This window comes from Legionella hackeliae (assembly GCF_000953655.1).
Lineage (GTDB): Bacteria > Pseudomonadota > Gammaproteobacteria > Legionellales > Legionellaceae > Tatlockia > Tatlockia hackeliae.
This window is the reverse complement of sequence record NZ_LN681225.1, coordinates 2875547-2891794: the sequence shown is the minus strand read 5'-3', so window position 1 is coordinate 2891794 and position 16248 is coordinate 2875547. Positions and strand designations below refer to the sequence as shown.

Genomic DNA, 16248 nt, shown 5'->3' with positions numbered 1-16248 from the left:
AGACATTGAAAAATTTTTCTTTGTACTTGGTTTTATTTTTTTAAACTGCCGGTTATGCTGTGCACCCCTAGGCAGTATTCATGGTGAATTTTGATTTTTTTACTCTTCGTCGCAAGAAATAATGAGGACAGATCATGAATTTTACGTCTTGGTACTATCCTTCTCTTGCCGCTTTATGCCTTTATGGCGCTTGGGGATATTGGGGGACAAGGGCTTCGAATTTTATCAACCCTCTTTCAATTACTTTTTATTCCAGTTTAGGGGTTCTGATTTCAGGTGTTATTGCTTTATTCCTACTGGATTTTAAGCTCGAACTTTCTCCACGAGGAACTCTCTACGGCTTTCTAAATGGATTGGCCAATGGTATTGCCTGTATTTTTTTCATTGCAGCGCTACGCAAGGGGCCAGCTATGCCCGTCGTTTTGATTACCTCCATGTATCCTTTAATTACGCTACTGCTATGCATGCTTTTCTTAAAACAAGGGATCACTTTGAAACAAGGGTTAGGGATGATTTTTGCTATTGCTGCATTGATTTTATTTGCAACAGAGTAGTTGAATTTGAGAAAAAAGTGATTATTGTGTATAATCCAACGCCGAAATGACAGGCAAGATAATCAGGAATTTATTTTAATCTTGCATTGAATTGATCATTTAAAGAAAAAACATTTTAGTATTTCAATTTTTAAAATTTTAGTGCACACTACTGTGAGCCTTAATATGTTGCTTTAAATGATTTTAAGTCCAAACTAACAGAAGGGTCTTTGAATGAAAAAATTAGCAATAGTAATAGGTTGTTTCATGCCTCTATTATCGTTCGCTACTACTGTGGACAGCGACAGAAACTTGGATACCTTCCAGGAATTATGCGCCAAGGAAAAAGATCCCCTTAAACGTCAAAATTATTGCCATATTCTTGATCAACAAAGCCATTCACAAGCGACTCTTGCTGATAACAGCCCAGAAACTATGGTTGTTTAGAATGTAAAAGGCATCTGAATGAAGTAACGTTAGATGCCTTGGCTTAAAGATTGTCATCTATTGTTTTTACCTCTGTAATTGATTTAACTGTATCCAGAATTGCTTGTTTGTTAATGACAGAATCTGCCTGACCTGTTAAATAGACATGTCCGTTTTGCGTTTTTATATCAATAGTCCAAGCAGAAAAATTCTTATCAAGAATATTTTTCCGAATAAGCGTGCCTTTAATTTTTGCCGTTAAGTAGAGGTCGGCTAACGACTGATGGTTATCTTTAACGAAGAGGTTGTCCACATTTACCGCTGTTACACCTGCGGTAGATTCGGCGAGGGTTACGATATTTTCAAAATCTTTATCTGAATCTACTTCGCCTGAGAGGTAAATAGTACCATTAGAAACCTTCATTGTTACTTTGCTCATAGTATTCCTGAATTATCTTAGGTGGCGGCATAACTGGCACCATGTGATGGGGCGTTTGGCTTGCATAAATTTTAGCGAATTTAACAGAGATATTTTGCCAACTGGCTGTTCGAGTTTTGTTAGCAAAAGCCACAAACGTCAAGCTAATGCAAATAATGGCAAGGACAAGTTTAATCGTGATTAATTTATCCATGCTTCTCCTCCATGAGTTAATCCATTAGCCTTATTCCTTTGGCCTAGTGTTTAAGGATAGACAAGAAACCTTAATTCTTCAAATGAGTGGTACAGGCTATTTAGTTTCTCTAGCAAAAAATGTGCTCAGTTTTTCGCTACAATATTCCCCTATTTTATAAAAATCATCGACATGGGTAGTAAATAGCTCTCTTGCTACTAAGCTAGAGGAGTGGCTTGCTAAAGAATAGATAAAAAAAACATCATTTAATTGGGTACTTAAAGAGAGACCAAGGGGGTATTGATGCTTAATTTGCTTAGAATAGTACAATTCATCATAACGCCGCGGAACATAAAGCGTTGGCCATTCATTTTGGGTACATTGACGAAACCAGGTGGGGTGATAGCTTTTGTCAAAATACCACAGTCTATTGCTGAATAGATTGAATTCCAAAGCAGGAGTTGAGGAAAATGTAATGAGTTCCCCCTGCTCGCTAACCCGCGAAATCGCGATATGGTTTATTTCATGAAGCCCCAATACGTCTCTAAAAATGCTAAATAATTCACTTCTAAATGCGAAAAGTAATTCAAGAAATTTGGGATGGGGAGTGACTCGTATGTAATCTTTTTCCATGAGTAGACTTTATGGGGCTCCATGCTAGTAACGAAACTGCTTAACAGAAGAGAGTGCTAAATCAATGATTTGCTTGGATTGTTCTTCATTAGCATTAATCTGGCTAACGTTGTTGATTAAATCTAAAAGAAAATCCGCGACCTCATCTCCCAGGCGGGGAGTATTATATAGATTAGTCGCCTGAGTGAAAATATAGTGTAATAAATTCTTGGAAATAGTAATTTTTTCACTGACGAAACCCGCGTCTCCATGACTGTCCCCAAAAAGTAGCCAGCCGGGAGAAACTTGAAGCTTCGACGCAATTTCTACTAACTTTAAAGGCTCGGGAATAGTTTCTCCGCGTAAATATTTACGACAAATTTGCACGGAATGTCCGGTAATTTCAGCCAGTTTATGAATACATACCCCTGATGTGGAGCGTTGGGAGTTAAAGCCTGCCGCCAACATGGCATCTCGAAGTCGATTAGCAAACTGCTTTGTTAAGTCAACCTTTTCCATTGAAGCCAGCTGTAAAATACTTTTTATAAGTGTAACAAAGGCATCGTATCACTGTAAATAATTATTACTTTTGGAAACTTTAAGTTTCCAATGGAAATTAAAAGTTGACATTTAAGAAAGATTTGTAATAATAATCAAGGAAACACAGACATGTTTCACCTAATACGGTGATTCGAATCTATCTCTGATGGAACAGTGGGTAGACAAGAATCCTGCATGGAAGAAAGTGGTATTGCCGTAGTAGGTCTAACCTCGCAGATCATGGCTTGATCAGATTTATTCTATTCAAGCCATTCCTTGAGTAAAAATCATTAGAATGATCCAGCAATTAAACATTGCTTTGTAATTGCAGCTTTTATATAATCATCGCCTATTCGTTGAAAGAACGAATAATAGGCACGTAGCTCAGTGGTAGAGCACCACCTTGACATGGTGGTGGTCGGTGGTTCGATCCCACTCGTGCCTACCAAGAATTAACCCTGCCAAGCAGGGTTTTTTTTTGTCGCAGAATGACGTCTATATTATAAGGCTAGATATCGATAGCCATTGCAACTATGATTGATAAATTTTATCTGCCTGAGGGATAGAGATAACATGCCAAACATTAAATTGCCTGATGGAAGCGTAAAACATTTTGAACATCCAGTTTCTGTTCATGATGTTGCTCTAAGTATTAGTCCAGGATTAGCCAAAGCAGCCTTAGCTGGTAAAGTTAATAACAAATTGGTTGATACAGGCTACCTTATCCAGGGTGACAGTGATTTGGTTATTATTACCGAGAAACAAGAACCAGAGAGTCTTGAAGTAATACGTCATTCTACTGCTCATTTATTAGCCCAGGCTGTGAAACTTCTGTTCCCAAGCGCCCAAGTGACAATTGGTCCTGTCGTTGAAGATGGTTTTTATTATGATTTTGCCTTTGCTCGTTCATTTACTCCAGAAGATTTGGAACAAATAGAAGCCAAAATGTATGAGTTGGCAAAAGCCGATTATCCTGTTACGCGTCGAGAACTGCCTCGGGATGAAGCGATTGCGTATTTTCGTAGTTTGGGAGAAGAATACAAGGCAAAGATTATTGCTGATATTCCTGAGGGTGAGGTGCTATCTCTTTATAAACAAGGAGACTTTGAAGATCTTTGCCGAGGCCCGCATGTTCCGTCCACAGGCCATTTGAAAGCCTTTAAATTAACCAAGCTAGCGGGTGCTTATTGGCGCGGTGATTCAAATAATGAAATGTTACAGCGTATTTACGGTACGGCTTGGATTGATAAGAAATCACTCGCCGCTTATCTACATCGCTTAGAAGAAGCTGAGAAACGTGATCACCGTAAATTAGGAAAGGCACTGGATCTTTTCCACTTCCAGGAAATTGCTCCAGGTATGGTGTTTTGGCATCCAAAAGGTTGGACGATTTATCAAATTCTCGAGCAGTATATGCGAAGTAGACTGGTTGATTTTGGTTATCAGGAAATTAAAACTCCACAATTAGTTGATAAAGCGTTATGGGAAAAATCAGGGCACTGGGCTAATTTCCGCGAAGAAATGTTTGTCACAGAAACTGAAAATCGTGAGTATGCAGTAAAACCAATGAACTGCCCTTGCCATATTCAAATTTTTAATCAAGGACTAAGAAGCTACCGTGATTTACCAATGCGGTTATCTGAATTTGGTAATTGTCACCGTTGTGAGCCTTCTGGTTCTTTACACGGCTTAATGCGTGTACGCAATATGGTTCAAGATGATGCGCATATTTTTTGTACTGAGGAACAAATTCAATCTGAAGTAGCCATGATGTTGGAATTGGTCCAGTCTGTTTATGCTGATTTTGGTTTTACACAAATAAAATATCGTCTGGCTCTGCGTCCTGAGAAGCGGGTTGGCGGTGATGCTGTTTGGGATAAGGCAGAAAATGCTTTGAAACATGCTATGCTTGGAAGAGGAATTGAATGGGTTGATGCTCCGGGTGAGGGGGCTTTCTACGGTCCCAAAATAGAATGCTCCTTGTCGGATAGTCTTGGTCGAATTTGGCAATGTGGTACTATTCAAGTTGATTTTTCAATGCCAGAGAGATTAGACGCTCAATATGTGGCTGAAGACGGTAGTCGAAAAATCCCCGTGATGTTACATCGAGCAATTTTAGGATCGTTCGAACGTTTTATGGGAATTTTAATCGAGCATTATGCAGGAAAATTCCCATTATGGTTATCGCCAGTCCAGGTAATGGTTCTCACTATTAGTGAAAAACAGCATGATTTTGGCCAAAAAGTAACCCAAATTTTACAAAAGCAGGGTGTTCGCGCAAATTTTGACTTGAGAAATGAAAAAATTGGCTTTAAAATTCGCGAGCATACTTTGCAAAAAGTTCCCTATTTACTGGTTATCGGCGATAAAGAGGTCGAAAATAATTCAGTATCTGTTCGTACACGAGAAGGTGCGGACCTGGGAGTGATGAATATTGATACAATTTGTGATACCTTACAACGCGAAATTAACGCAAAAGGTATTTAACCACTTGGAGGACTGAACTATTAGTGCATCAAATAAGCGTGATAGCGATCGCGCGCGAGTTAATGAACAGATCAATGTACCTGAGGTACGCTTAATTGATGTCGATGGCAATCAGGTGGGAATTGTATCAACGCGAGAAGCTTTGCGTGCGGCAGAAGAAGGGGGATTTGATCTTGTTGAGATTTCACCAACAGCCAAGCCGCCTGTTTGCCGCATTATGGATTATGGTAAATTTCTCTTTGAATTGAGTAAAAAGCAAGCTGAAGCAAAGAAAAAGCAAAAGCAAATTCAAGTTAAAGAGCTGAAATTCCGTCCAACGACGGAAGATGGGGATTATCAGGTCAAGCTACGCAACCTGATTCGTTTCCTAAATCATGGTGACAAGGTCAAAGTAACGCTCCGTTTTCGTGGGCGAGAAATGGCGCATCAAGAAATTGGTATGAAAATCATGGAGCGTCTGCTGCAAGACACAGCTGAATATGGTGTCGTTGAGCAACAAGCGAAACGTGAGGGTCGTCAATTATTGATGGTGTTGGCACCTAAAAAGAAATAGGTCTGTTAATCGTTGGCAAAATAAGCAACTGACCTAAGACCTTGAGTAGTTGTGAATATTGGCATTGGCCAATAGATAGCTACATTTATTGTTAGTAGCAGAACAAATGCGGAGTACTATGTTATGCCTAAATTAAAGTCACATCGTGGAGCGCAAAAACGCTTCCGTAAGACAGCAAGTGGTTCTGTCAAGCGCCGAGGTGCTTATAGAAACCATATCCTCACCAAAAAATCGACTAAACAAAAGCGCCATCTTCGTGTTGGTTCTTGCACGTTGAAAGAATGCGATGCACGTTTAGCTAGACGTATGTTGCACGGTAGTTAAGGGGAGGATTAGAAATGCCAAGAGTTAAACGTGGTGTGACGGCTAAAGCACGTCATAAGAAAATTTTAGATCAAGCCAAAGGTTATTACGGTGCCCGTAGTCGCACCTACCGTGTTGCTAAACAAGCGGTTATCAAAGCAGGTCAATACGCTTATCGTGACCGTCGTCAGAAAAAGCGTCAATTCCGTGCATTGTGGATCACTCGTATCAATGCTCAAGCACGTGAGTGCGGATTATCTTATAGTCGTTTGATTGCTGGCTTGAAAAAAGCTGCGATTGAGTTGGATCGTAAGGTATTAGCGGATATGGCTGTGTATGATAAGCCAGCGTTTGCAGCAATAGCTGAAAAAGCGAAAGCAGCACTTGCATAGTAAGTTAGTATCGTGATAACTAAGAGCTTTAGCAAACCATAATTTAAGCCTTGCAAATTAAGTTAATACAAGTTTGAATTAACCAAAATCCAGGTTTTTATGGTTTGTCCTTTGCTCTAACAAGGAGGCTGTAGCCTCCTTTTCTACATGTAGGTTTAAATCATGCAAGATATCATCCTATTACAGCAACAAGCTGCCGATGCAATTGTACAAGCGAAAGATATTTCTGTTTTAGAAGCAATCCGAGTAGATTACTTGGGAAAAAAAGGACAGCTAACAGAGATTCTGAAAAGCTTGGCGAACTTGTCTGCTGAGGAGAAGCCCAAGGTAGGTCAATTAGTTAACCAAGCTAAACGTGAGATAAGTAATCTCATTGAAGAGAAAATGCTGCAACTTAAAGAAGAGCAATTGCAGAAAAAGCTTGATGCTGAACGCATCGATGTAACCTTGCCTGGACGTCAGGCTAAAAGTGGCTCTTTACACCCTGTTACCCAAGTTAAACAACGAATCACTGATTATTTTAGCCGATTGGGCTTTGATATTGTTACAGGCCCTGAAATCGAAACCGAATTTTATAATTTTGAAGCGTTAAATATCCCAGGTCATCATCCTGCTCGAGCAATGCATGACACTTTTTATTTCGGCGATGGCCGTTTGTTGCGAACCCATACTTCACCTGTGCAAATTAGAGTCATGGAGAATCGCAACCCCCCATTACGTTTAATTGCACCTGGACGTGTTTACCGTTGTGACTCAGACGTCACCCATACTCCAATGTTTCATCAGGTTGAAGGTTTATTAATTGATAAAGAATCTACTCTTTCTGATTTAAAAGGATTATTACAAGATTTCTTTGCCTATTTCTTTGGCCGCGAGCTTGCTTTGCGATTTAGACCTTCTTATTTTCCCTTCACAGAGCCATCTGCAGAAGTGGATATTGAATGTACGCAATGTTTTGGCAAAGGGTGTCGTTCATGCAAGTTTACTGGATGGTTGGAAGTGTTAGGATGTGGCATGGTTCATCCTAATGTATTGCAAGCAGTTAATATTTCTCCTGACGAATATCAAGGCTGGGCTTTTGGTATGGGAATGGACAGACTAGCTATGCTTTACTTCGGCATTGATGACTTGCGCATGATGTTTGAGAATGATGTAACCTTTTTAAAACAGTTTTAATAGATTTGCCATACAGCTAAATGGATCATGGTGTGGAACGTCACCATGACGGCAAGAAATGCGCTCCTATGGTAATTGTCTTTTGATATTAGACGGGTATTTACAATGAAAGTTAGTGAATTATGGTTACGTGAATGGGTCAACCCCTCTTTAGACGAGCAGCAATTGGCAGCACTCTTGACCATGGCAGGTTTAGAGGTCGACGCAGTAAATCCCGTTGCAGGTAAATTTAATAATGTTATCGTAGGGCAAGTAACAAGCACAAAGCCACATCCACAAGCCGATAAATTAACCTTGTGCGAAGTGAATACTGGCACTGGTCAGCCATTAAAAGTCGTCTGTGGTGCCTCTAATGTGCGCCCAGGGTTAAAAGTTGCATTGGCGCAAATCGGAGCGCATTTACCTGGTGATTTAACAATCAAAGAATCCATGCTTAAAGGCGAATTATCACAAGGTATGCTGTGCTCAACAACCGAGTTGGGTTTAACCGAGCAATCGGATGGCATAATGGAGCTAGATGACAATGCGCCCGTTGGGATGGATATAAGAACTTATCTTAATTTAAATGATTGGGTCTTTGATATTGATTTAACACCTAATCGTGCAGATTGTTTTAGCGTATTAGGGGTTGCCCGAGAGGTTGCGGCAATTACTCAAACACCCCTTAAAACAATGCCAAATGAAGTTGTACAACCTGCGTCTGATGAACAGCGCTCTATTAAATTGCAAGCTCCTGAAGCATGTCCACAATATTATGGCCGGGTGATTCGTGATATTAATCCCGAAGCGATTACACCGGTATGGATGATTGAGCGTTTGCGCCGTGCAGGCGTTCGTCCTATACATCCTGTTGTTGATGTGACGAATTATGTCATGCTTGAACTGGGCCAGCCTATGCATGCTTTCGATTTAAATGCGTTGCAAGGAGACATTATTGTTCGAATGGCCAAGGCAAAAGAAACCTTAACTCTGCTTGATGGTCAGGAGGTCGACTTACATGAGCGAGTGTTAGTTATTGCCGATAATCAGCAACCGCTAGCAATGGCAGGCGTTATGGGTGGGGAACATAGTGCTGTTCAAGAGCAAACTACCGCAGTTTTTCTTGAGAGTGCGTTCTTCAGTCCATTAACGATTGCAGGGGTCGCAAGAAGTTATGGCCTATGCACTGACTCGTCTCAGCGTTTTGAGCGCGGGGTTGATCCGCAATTGCAATCTATTGCTTTAGAGAGAGCAACTGCGTTATTGCTTGATATTGTGGGGGGGATTGCAGGGCCTGTATGCTCTGCCTCTAAATCAGAAGCGTTACCTGCACAAAACACCGTTTTATTTAATCCTTCCAGAGTTACACAAGTGACGGGTTTGACAATTGACGATGCGACAATGATTGGCATGCTTGAACGCTTAGGCATGCAAATCGATAAAAGCACAACCCCCTGGAAAGTTAAAATTCCATCACATCGGTTTGATATCAGTCTTGATGTTGATTTGGTGGAAGAAATTGCTCGTCTAAATGGTTATGATCAACTACCAGGCAGTAAAATGATTGCTGCAGTGCAAGCAGGTCGCATAAACCCGACCGAATTACTAGGAGCACGAGTTGCTCAATTATTTATTTCCCGTGGATATCACGAAACAATTAGTTATAGCTTTGTCGATCCTGAATTACAGGAAGCGCTTTATCCACAACAAGCTGCCATGCAATTGCTCAATCCTATCTCTTCTGAATTGTCACAGATGCGTGTTGGAATGTGGCCGGGTTTATTAGCTTCAATGATTTATAATATTCACCGCCAACAAACAGCCATTAAGTTTTTTGAGTCAGGGGTTATTTTTGAGCTTAAAGATGGGGAGTTGCATGAGCATCCTTGCATTGCTGGATTGCTCACTGGTGAATATGGAACATTAAATTGGGGTGAAAAGTCAGGAAAATTTGATTTTTATGATTTAAAAGGTGATCTTGAAGCTCTCTTTGCCTTGTTACAAATAGAGGATGTTAGCTTTACAGCAGCTCAACACGCTGCGTTACATCCTGGTAAATCAGCAAAAATTATAATTGCTAATCAAGAAACAGGCTGGTGTGGGGTCTTACACCCACGTATTGCAGACGCTCTTGATATTCACGATGATGTTGTTATGTTTGAACTGCGCTTAAATCCATTAATCAGCGAAACCACATCTCGGTATCAACAAATATCAAAATTCCCACAAATACGCAGAGATCTTTCTTTGCTGGTGGACAATGAAATTACTGCCGCACAAATTGAGGGTGCCGTGCGTGAAGTTGTTGAGGCGAATTACCTTAAGTCATTTGATGTGTTTGATGTATATATGGGTGAATCTATCCCTGAAGGCAAAAAAAGTCTGGCTATTGCATTGACTTTGCAGGATGATAAACGAACTATGGTCGATACAGAGATCAATACAATAATCAGTGCTATACTCAAAGCACTAAATGAAAAATTTGCCATAATATTGAGGGACTAATCGTGAATGCACTAAGTAAAGCAATGATTGCAGAAACTTTATGTAATGAATTGGGTCTCGGTAAGTCGGACGCCAGAGACATGGTAGAGCAGTTTTTTGAAACATTAAAGCATTCTTTAGAGAATGGTAAGCATGTTAAGTTGTCGGGGTTTGGCAATTTTACCTTGCGTGATAAACCCCAACGTCCGGGAAGAAATCCAAAAACAGGACAGGCTATTCCTGTCGTAGCAAGACGTGTGGTGACTTTTAAACCAGGTCTTAAATTAAAAACCAAGATCGAAGAACGGAGTAAGTAGTTCGTTGGCGCATTATATTAAGCATATTTTTTTATGCACGAATCAAAAGATGGCCGGGAAGCAATGCTGTGCAAATACGGGTGGGGAGCCTTTCTTTGAACATATGAAGGCACGATTATTGGAACTTGATTTGCATGGTCCTGGCAAAATAAGAATAAGTAAGTCAGGATGCCTTGGTCGCTGCAGTGAAGGACCTTGTGTGGTGATTTACCCTGAAGGTATATGGTATACTTACGCGACTATGGCTGATATAGATGAAATAATAGACAGTCATTTGGTAGCTGGTAATACAGTAGAGCATTTGCTAATCCCTGGTTAAGTATCAAAAAAACTTAAATTAGTTGAATGTTTTATTAACTGGTTTAAGCTGAAAGCATTATAGATTGTCCCTCTATATAGATGTTTTTTAGCCTTCCAACTTAAAAAATGCCGAAGAATCTAAAAAGCTTGCAAGAAATTATAGTATTGCACTTGTAGGTTCTTCAGGTTTTAGTTAAAATCGCCCGTCTGATTGAAAGATTACCAATAAAGGCGGTACGGAGTTATTAATGAAAACATTTAGCGCCAAGACACACGAAGTCAAACGCGACTGGTTTGTGATCGATGCTAGCGACAAAGTTTTAGGTCGACTTGCTACTGAGATTGCTCGTCGTTTACGTGGCAAACACAAAGCTGAATATACACCACACGTTGATACAGGTGATTATATTATTGTAACCAATGCGGAAAAAGTAACTGTTACTGGCCGTAAATTCAAAGAAAAGATGTATTATCATCACTCTGGCTTTCCAGGTGGTATAAAAGAAACATCTTTCGATAAGTTGCAAGCAAAGAATCCTGTACGAATTATTGAACTCGCAGTAAAAGGAATGCTTCCCAAGAATCCTTTAGGTCGAGAAATGTATCGTAAACTGAAAGTTTATGCTGGTAATGAGCATCCACATACAGCTCAGCAACCCAAGCAACTTGAGATTGAGGAATAAGTATTATGGCTGAAAAACAGCAATACTACGGCACAGGTCGTAGAAAAAGTTCAACGGCTAGAGTTTTCTTACGTCCAGGTAAAGGCGAAATTAAAATTAATAATCGCACCTTGGAAGAATATTTCGGTCGCGAAACATCATGCATGATTGTACGTCAACCTTTAGAAACTGTTGATGTTCTCGGTAAATTTGATATCTACGCTACTGTTGTTGGTGGTGGAATCTCTGGCCAAGCTGGTGCTATACGTTTAGGTATTGCTCGAGCATTAGTGGCTTATGATGAGATTGATTTAGCTGAAGATGCTGAACCTAGCCAAACTTCATTCCGTAGAAAATTACGTGCACGTGGTTTATTAACTCGCGATTCAAGACGCGTGGAAAGAAAAAAGGTTGGTTTGCACAAAGCACGTCGTGCAACTCAATACTCAAAACGCTAATACGATTTCGATTAGTAAAAGCCCCGCACCAGCGGGGTTTTTTTGTGCGTTTAAAACAGAGATTGCAGGAAAAAGTATGTCGGTTTGTCCATCCTGCATTCACGTTCGTCCTATCCTTGCCCTAGTCTCCTCTACTTGTCCCTCCTCTATATCCTGCTTCCTACTACATGTCTGGTTGTTCTTTCCCCGTATCTTGATTGTTCTTTCCCCGTGTCTTGTCTGTCCTGTCTCGTGTCCTGCTTGTCCATCCTCCATGCGATCCCTACGTGCCTCGGCTTGTCCGAGGCATCCAGAAGCATATACATAAATTTTTCCTATAAATTATCTCACACAGGATTAATATCAACTTACTAAAATATGAACTTAAAATTTAAAACACTAATCAGATGTCTCGAGCAAGCTAGAGACACGTAACATATTTGTTGGTTATTTGGCCTAATCCACCCTGGTTATTTAGATTTTTTTTCGTCAGAAAATAGCCTTTCGTTTTCAAATGCCTAATTCTTTGTTATAACTGAATTAATTTTCTTGTGTTAGCAATTTAGCGGGAATGGAACTAAGGGATGAACCAGGACGATATGAATGTGATTGATGAAAACGATCCCAACCAAAATGATACTCCTACCGAAGAGGAAATTGACGAACAACGGCGTAAATTCTTACTTACAACGACTGGCATTTTAGGTGGTGTTGGTGTTGCTTGTGCATTAACTCCTTTTATTTCTTCATGGTTGCCGAGTGCTCAAGCAGAGGCCGCGGGTGCGCCTGTGCAGGTTGATTTAAGCAAGATGGAGCCAGGCCAACAAGTTACAGTTGAATGGAGGGGTAAGCCGGTATGGATTATCAAGCGCAGTAAAGAAATGTTAGCTACTTTAAAAGGAGCGGAAGAACAACTCCGTGACCCTGAGTCTTTGGTTGAACAACAGCCTGTTTATGCTAAAAATCGCTACCGCTCAATAAATCCTGAATATTTGGTGTTAGTAGGGATTTGTACTCACTTGGGATGTTCCCCAAAATATTTTCCCGAAGTGAATGAGCTTGGCCCAGATTGGGCTGGTGGATTCTATTGCCCATGTCACGGTTCGACCTTTGATTTGGCCGGAAGAGTATTTAAGGGAGTTCCTGCGCCGATTAATTTACAAGTACCACCGTATTACTTTGCGAGTGAACATGTGATTGTAATTGGCGAAGAAAAGAAACAAGGATAATCCAAGATGAGTCGATTGCTAAATTGGATAGATACACGCTTTCCATTAATGAGTACCTGGCGAGAACACCTCAGTGAGTACTATGCACCAAAAAATTTTAATTTTTATTATTTTTTCGGATCACTGGCGCTGCTTGTGTTAGTAAACCAGTTAGTTACCGGTTTATGGCTTACTATGTTTTACACGCCAACTGCCGAGCAGGCGTTTAACTCCATTGAATACATTATGCGAGATGTAAATTTCGGATGGTTATTACGCTATATGCATTCTACCGGTGCGTCAGCCTTTTTTATTGTGATTTATTTGCATATGTTTAGAGCACTGCTTTACGGTTCATATCAGAAACCTAGAGAGCTAATTTGGCTTATCGGTGTAGTAATTTTTCTGTTATTAATGGCTGAGGCTTTTTTTGGTTATCTATTACCCTGGGGACAAATGTCCTTTTGGGGAGCTCAGGTTATCACTTCGCTGTTTGGTGCTATTCCTTGGGTCGGTGATAGTGTTGCAACTTGGTTGCGAGGTGATTTCAACGTGGCAAATGCAACACTACAGCGCTTTTTTGCATTACATGTTGTGGGTGTACCTCTCTTGATGTTGCTACTTGTATTTTTACATTTAGTAGCTTTGCACAAAGTCGGATCAAATAATCCTGAAGGCATAGAAATTAAAAAACATGTCGATGCGAATGGTAGACCACTGGATGGCATCCCCTTTCATCCTTATTACACGGTAAAAGACTTTGTTGGAGTTATCGTTTTTTTAATTATCTTTTTCTCCGTCGTCTTTTTTATACCGGAGATGGGAGGTTATTTTTTAGAGTATGCTAATTTTGTACCCGCAAATCCCATGGTAACTCCTGAACATATCGCTCCGGTATGGTACTTAACACCATTCTACGCCATGCTAAGGGCTATTCCTGACAAACTGTTCGGTGTAATAACAATGGGCGCCGCAATAGTAGTCTTATTCTTTATCCCCTGGCTAGATAAAAGCCCGGTACGTTCAATGCGTTATAAGGGAATTTATTCCAGGTTGGCTTTAGCAGCGTTTGTTATCAGTTTTATTATGCTGGGCTGGCTTGGGACGGTCATTATGACACCCTGGAAGCAGGTGTTGGCGCGTATTTTTACGGCAGTGTATTTTGCTTATTTCGTATTCATGCCGTTTTATACTCGCTATGAAGCTCATAAAATAGTACCTGAGAGGATACCAGCATGACTAGAAAACAGCTTTTATCCTTTCTCATAGGATTCATAATCGTTTCGCTGACGCATGCGTCTACAATGATTGAAATGTTGCCAGTCAATATTGATGTGCGAGATTCGGCAAAATTACAACGTGGGGCGAGAATCTATATGAACTACTGCTCAGGTTGTCATTCGTTACGTTTTATGCGCTATAACCGTATGGCAGAGGATTTAGGTTTAACAACCTTCACAGGTGAAATTGATAGGGATTTATTATTCAATAATCTTGTTTTTACAACCGCAAAAATTCATGATCCAATTCAAATAAGTATGGCAGCCACGGATGCATTGCAATGGTTTGGAATTGTTCCACCTGATTTATCATTAACTGCGCGAGAGCGGGGGCCTGAATGGATTTATACCTATTTAAAAAGCTTTTATGAGGATAAAAAACGCCCCTTCGGTACCAATAATCTGTTAATTCCTGATGTAGCTATGCCAAATATTTTAGAACCGCTACTTGGTCGAGTAATTGCTGTTCGCGAAAAAACGAATCCAAAATCGCCGATAGCTCATTTGCTGTTAATTGAGCCGGGCGAAATGAATCCACGTGAATTCGATAGTATGCTGGAAGATTTGGTCACATTTTTGACTTATGTCGCTGAACCCGTAAAATTAATTCGTTATCGTCTTGGTGTTATTGTAATTGTATTCCTGTGTATTTTTTTTCTGGTTGCTTATCAACTAAAACGAGTCTATTGGAAAAAAATCCATTAAAATTATTAATTTGCAGTGGTATCAAAATAGAACTTAGGTGTAAACACTAAAGCCATGGGTTCTAAAAAACATAACAATTTTCTGAATTAGAAAATTGTCTGAATCTATAATCACAGGGTGGATTTTTGTGGTAAAATAATGCCCTTTGACATACTGCAAGTATGAATTGAACGATTGATGAGGAGTTTGCTGATGGCTATTGTGGCAAAGCGCACGATTATGTCTTTATATTCCGATAATGATGATATTTACAGTCATCAGGTTCGTATAGTTTTAGCAGAGAAGGGAGTGAACGTTGAAATTCTTCATGCTAAACAAGGTGAAGCGCCCAATGATTTGCTAGCAGTTAATCCTTACGGCTCCATTCCTACCCTTTTAGATAGAGAATTAGTTCTGTATGAAGCTCGTATTATCATGGAATATTTAGATGAGCGTTTTCCTCATCCTCCCTTATTACCTGTTTATCCTGTTGCTCGTGCAGAAGCCCGCAAAATGATGCATCGCATTGAACAAGATTGGTACTGTTTATTGCAAAACATTAAAGCAGGTCATGAAATTGAACAATCAAGAGAATACTTACTTGAGAGTCTTACAAGTCTTGAGCCCATTTTTGCTGATAAACCTTATTTCTTAAGTGATGAGTTTTCTCTGCTCGATTGCGCTCTTGCTCCTTTATTGTGGCGCTTACCCCAACTAGGTGTAGAAGTTCCTGCAAAATCCAAAAGCTTGCAAGCTTATATGCAGCGCTTATTTAAACGTGATTCTTTTCAAGCCAGCTTGACTGAGGCTGAGAGGCAATTAAGAGCGGCTTAATGATGAAAATGACCTCGAACAAGCCCTATTTAATTCGTGCTATCTATGACTGGATTGTCGATAATGACTTGACCCCGCATATTTTGGTCAATGCAACTTATCCTGGAGTTCAGGTACCGCAAGAATATGTGAATAATGGACGCATCGTTTTAAACATTTCACCTAAAGCATGTCGTGGATTACATCTTGAGAATGACAGGATCGTATTTACAGCACGTTTTTCAGGTCATAGCATGCAAATTTTTATTGCTCCTGCTGCAGTTTTGGCAGTCTATGCCAAGGAAAATGGTCAGGGAATGGAATTCCCTGAAGAAGCTCATGAGCCTCCTCCACCAGCTTCATCAGGTCCAGAGACAAAAGGAAAAAAACCTGCATTAACCCTTGTAAAAAAAGAATAGAGCTTTGAGCATCGGGAATACATTTAACGAGT

At 40.2% G+C, this 16248-nt stretch carries 21 protein-coding genes and 1 tRNA gene; 18 read left to right on the top strand and 4 right to left on the bottom strand.

The annotated features are described in order from the left end of the window. The first annotated feature begins 134 nt into the window (after nucleotides 1-134). Together LHA_RS12790 and LHA_RS12785 are read left to right on the top strand one after the other, a co-directional pair. Entirely contained in the window at nucleotides 135-554 is a 420-nt protein-coding gene (locus tag LHA_RS12790) for an EamA family transporter (RefSeq protein WP_045106885.1), read from the top strand. Between the two features lie 213 nt (nucleotides 555-767). Further along, nucleotides 768-980, top strand: coding sequence for a hypothetical protein (locus LHA_RS12785; protein WP_045106884.1), 213 nt, complete (start codon nucleotides 768-770; stop codon nucleotides 978-980). A gap of 43 nt (nucleotides 981-1023) precedes the next feature. Here the strand turns inward: LHA_RS12785 and LHA_RS12780 are convergent, their stop codons facing one another. The 4 genes from LHA_RS12780 to LHA_RS12765 form a co-directional block, all read right to left on the bottom strand. Then, complete coding sequence (locus tag LHA_RS12780) at nucleotides 1024-1398, bottom strand: BON domain-containing protein (RefSeq protein ID WP_082060351.1); 375 nt, start codon at nucleotides 1396-1398, stop codon at nucleotides 1024-1026. Beyond that, a complete protein-coding gene (locus tag LHA_RS12775; RefSeq protein WP_045106882.1) occupies nucleotides 1370-1591 on the bottom strand; it encodes a hypothetical protein in 222 nt (73 codons plus the stop codon). The genes LHA_RS12780 and LHA_RS12775 overlap by 29 nt, the downstream gene beginning before the upstream one ends. Before the next feature lie 96 nt (nucleotides 1592-1687). Beyond that, on the bottom strand, nucleotides 1688-2203 hold the full coding sequence (locus LHA_RS12770; protein WP_045106881.1) for a hypothetical protein: 516 nt from the start codon (nucleotides 2201-2203) through the stop codon (nucleotides 1688-1690). Between the two features lie 24 nt (nucleotides 2204-2227). Continuing rightward, a complete protein-coding gene (locus LHA_RS12765; RefSeq protein WP_045106880.1) occupies nucleotides 2228-2701 on the bottom strand; it encodes a helix-turn-helix domain-containing protein in 474 nt (157 codons plus the stop codon). Nucleotides 2702-3095: 394 nt separating this feature from the next. Here LHA_RS12765 and LHA_RS12760 point away from each other — a divergent pair. The 16 genes from LHA_RS12760 to LHA_RS12690 all read left to right on the top strand — a co-directional run bounded on the left by LHA_RS12760 (nucleotide 3096) and on the right by LHA_RS12690 (nucleotide 16216). Then, nucleotides 3096-3170 (top strand) — tRNA-Val (locus LHA_RS12760). Between the two features lie 125 nt (nucleotides 3171-3295). Further along, nucleotides 3296-5209: a threonine--tRNA ligase gene (gene thrS, locus LHA_RS12755; protein WP_045106879.1), complete on the top strand. Its 1914-nt coding sequence runs from the start codon at nucleotides 3296-3298 to the stop codon at nucleotides 5207-5209. Nucleotides 5210-5228: 19 nt separating this feature from the next. Continuing rightward, nucleotides 5229-5762, top strand: coding sequence for a translation initiation factor IF-3 (gene infC / locus LHA_RS12750; protein WP_045106878.1), 534 nt, complete (start codon nucleotides 5229-5231; stop codon nucleotides 5760-5762). A gap of 123 nt (nucleotides 5763-5885) precedes the next feature. Further along, nucleotides 5886-6086 (top strand): 50S ribosomal protein L35, encoded by a 201-nt coding sequence (gene rpmI / locus LHA_RS16660; protein ID WP_082060350.1) that lies wholly within the window; start codon nucleotides 5886-5888, stop codon nucleotides 6084-6086. Nucleotides 6087-6100: 14 nt separating this feature from the next. After that, nucleotides 6101-6457 carry a 50S ribosomal protein L20 gene (gene rplT / locus LHA_RS12745; protein ID WP_045106877.1) on the top strand — a complete coding sequence of 119 codons (357 nt, stop codon included), beginning with the start codon at nucleotides 6101-6103 and terminating at the stop codon, nucleotides 6455-6457. Between the two features lie 162 nt (nucleotides 6458-6619). Beyond that, entirely contained in the window at nucleotides 6620-7633 is a 1014-nt protein-coding gene (pheS, locus tag LHA_RS12740) for a phenylalanine--tRNA ligase subunit alpha (RefSeq protein WP_045106876.1), read from the top strand. A 105-nt stretch (nucleotides 7634-7738) separates the two neighbouring features. Then, entirely contained in the window at nucleotides 7739-10117 is a 2379-nt protein-coding gene (pheT, locus tag LHA_RS12735; protein WP_045106875.1) for a phenylalanine--tRNA ligase subunit beta, read from the top strand. Between the two features lie 2 nt (nucleotides 10118-10119). Continuing rightward, nucleotides 10120-10413, top strand: a complete 294-nt coding sequence (locus tag LHA_RS12730) for an integration host factor subunit alpha (RefSeq protein ID WP_082060349.1) — start codon at nucleotides 10120-10122, stop codon at nucleotides 10411-10413. Nucleotides 10414-10462: 49 nt separating this feature from the next. Then, the gene (locus LHA_RS12725; protein WP_172480832.1) at nucleotides 10463-10732 is read left to right on the top strand and encodes a (2Fe-2S) ferredoxin domain-containing protein; all 270 of its coding nucleotides are present in this window, start codon (nucleotides 10463-10465) and stop codon (nucleotides 10730-10732) included. Nucleotides 10733-10961: 229 nt separating this feature from the next. Next, entirely contained in the window at nucleotides 10962-11396 is a 435-nt protein-coding gene (rplM, locus tag LHA_RS12720) for a 50S ribosomal protein L13 (protein ID WP_045106873.1), read from the top strand. A gap of 5 nt (nucleotides 11397-11401) precedes the next feature. Further along, nucleotides 11402-11833, top strand: a complete 432-nt coding sequence (gene rpsI / locus LHA_RS12715) for a 30S ribosomal protein S9 (RefSeq protein WP_045106872.1) — start codon at nucleotides 11402-11404, stop codon at nucleotides 11831-11833. A gap of 578 nt (nucleotides 11834-12411) precedes the next feature. After that, nucleotides 12412-13041 carry a ubiquinol-cytochrome c reductase iron-sulfur subunit gene (petA, locus tag LHA_RS12710; RefSeq protein ID WP_045107585.1) on the top strand — a complete coding sequence of 210 codons (630 nt, stop codon included), beginning with the start codon at nucleotides 12412-12414 and terminating at the stop codon, nucleotides 13039-13041. A gap of 6 nt (nucleotides 13042-13047) precedes the next feature. After that, nucleotides 13048-14259, top strand: coding sequence for a cytochrome b (locus LHA_RS12705; protein WP_045106871.1), 1212 nt, complete (start codon nucleotides 13048-13050; stop codon nucleotides 14257-14259). Continuing rightward, nucleotides 14256-15005 (top strand): cytochrome c1, encoded by a 750-nt coding sequence (locus LHA_RS12700; protein WP_045106870.1) that lies wholly within the window; start codon nucleotides 14256-14258, stop codon nucleotides 15003-15005. The genes LHA_RS12705 and LHA_RS12700 overlap by 4 nt, the downstream gene beginning before the upstream one ends. Before the next feature lie 192 nt (nucleotides 15006-15197). Next, nucleotides 15198-15818: a stringent starvation protein SspA gene (sspA, locus tag LHA_RS12695; RefSeq protein ID WP_045106869.1), complete on the top strand. Its 621-nt coding sequence runs from the start codon at nucleotides 15198-15200 to the stop codon at nucleotides 15816-15818. Between the two features lie 2 nt (nucleotides 15819-15820). After that, entirely contained in the window at nucleotides 15821-16216 is a 396-nt protein-coding gene (locus LHA_RS12690) for a ClpXP protease specificity-enhancing factor (RefSeq protein ID WP_045107584.1), read from the top strand. The last annotated feature ends 32 nt before the right edge of the window (nucleotides 16217-16248 follow it).

Excerpts from the sequence above, each read along its gene's own strand:
- LHA_RS12785 (WP_045106884.1), top strand. The coding sequence starts at position 768 with ATGAAAAAATTAGCAATAGTAATAGGTTGTTTCATGCCTCTATTATCG.
- pheS (WP_045106876.1), top strand. The coding sequence starts at position 6,620 with ATGCAAGATATCATCCTATTACAGCAACAAGCTGCCGATGCAATTGTA.
- rplT (WP_045106877.1), top strand. The coding sequence starts at position 6,101 with ATGCCAAGAGTTAAACGTGGTGTGACGGCTAAAGCACGTCATAAGAAA.
- LHA_RS12770 (WP_045106881.1), bottom strand. The coding sequence starts at position 2,203 with ATGGAAAAAGATTACATACGAGTCACTCCCCATCCCAAATTTCTTGAA.
- rplM (WP_045106873.1), top strand. The coding sequence starts at position 10,962 with ATGAAAACATTTAGCGCCAAGACACACGAAGTCAAACGCGACTGGTTT.
- LHA_RS12705 (WP_045106871.1), top strand. The coding sequence starts at position 13,048 with ATGAGTCGATTGCTAAATTGGATAGATACACGCTTTCCATTAATGAGT.
- LHA_RS12790 (WP_045106885.1), top strand. The coding sequence starts at position 135 with ATGAATTTTACGTCTTGGTACTATCCTTCTCTTGCCGCTTTATGCCTT.
- pheT (WP_045106875.1), top strand. The coding sequence starts at position 7,739 with ATGAAAGTTAGTGAATTATGGTTACGTGAATGGGTCAACCCCTCTTTA.
- LHA_RS12690 (WP_045107584.1), top strand. The coding sequence starts at position 15,821 with ATGAAAATGACCTCGAACAAGCCCTATTTAATTCGTGCTATCTATGAC.
- LHA_RS12780 (WP_082060351.1), bottom strand. The coding sequence starts at position 1,398 with ATGAGCAAAGTAACAATGAAGGTTTCTAATGGTACTATTTACCTCTCA.
- thrS (WP_045106879.1), top strand. The coding sequence starts at position 3,296 with ATGCCAAACATTAAATTGCCTGATGGAAGCGTAAAACATTTTGAACAT.
- rpmI (WP_082060350.1), top strand. The coding sequence starts at position 5,886 with ATGCCTAAATTAAAGTCACATCGTGGAGCGCAAAAACGCTTCCGTAAG.
- LHA_RS12700 (WP_045106870.1), top strand. The coding sequence starts at position 14,256 with ATGACTAGAAAACAGCTTTTATCCTTTCTCATAGGATTCATAATCGTT.
- petA (WP_045107585.1), top strand. The coding sequence starts at position 12,412 with ATGAATGTGATTGATGAAAACGATCCCAACCAAAATGATACTCCTACC.
- sspA (WP_045106869.1), top strand. The coding sequence starts at position 15,198 with ATGGCTATTGTGGCAAAGCGCACGATTATGTCTTTATATTCCGATAAT.
- LHA_RS12765 (WP_045106880.1), bottom strand. The coding sequence starts at position 2,701 with ATGGAAAAGGTTGACTTAACAAAGCAGTTTGCTAATCGACTTCGAGAT.
- LHA_RS12725 (WP_172480832.1), top strand. The coding sequence starts at position 10,463 with ATGGCCGGGAAGCAATGCTGTGCAAATACGGGTGGGGAGCCTTTCTTT.
- rpsI (WP_045106872.1), top strand. The coding sequence starts at position 11,402 with ATGGCTGAAAAACAGCAATACTACGGCACAGGTCGTAGAAAAAGTTCA.
- LHA_RS12775 (WP_045106882.1), bottom strand. The coding sequence starts at position 1,591 with ATGGATAAATTAATCACGATTAAACTTGTCCTTGCCATTATTTGCATT.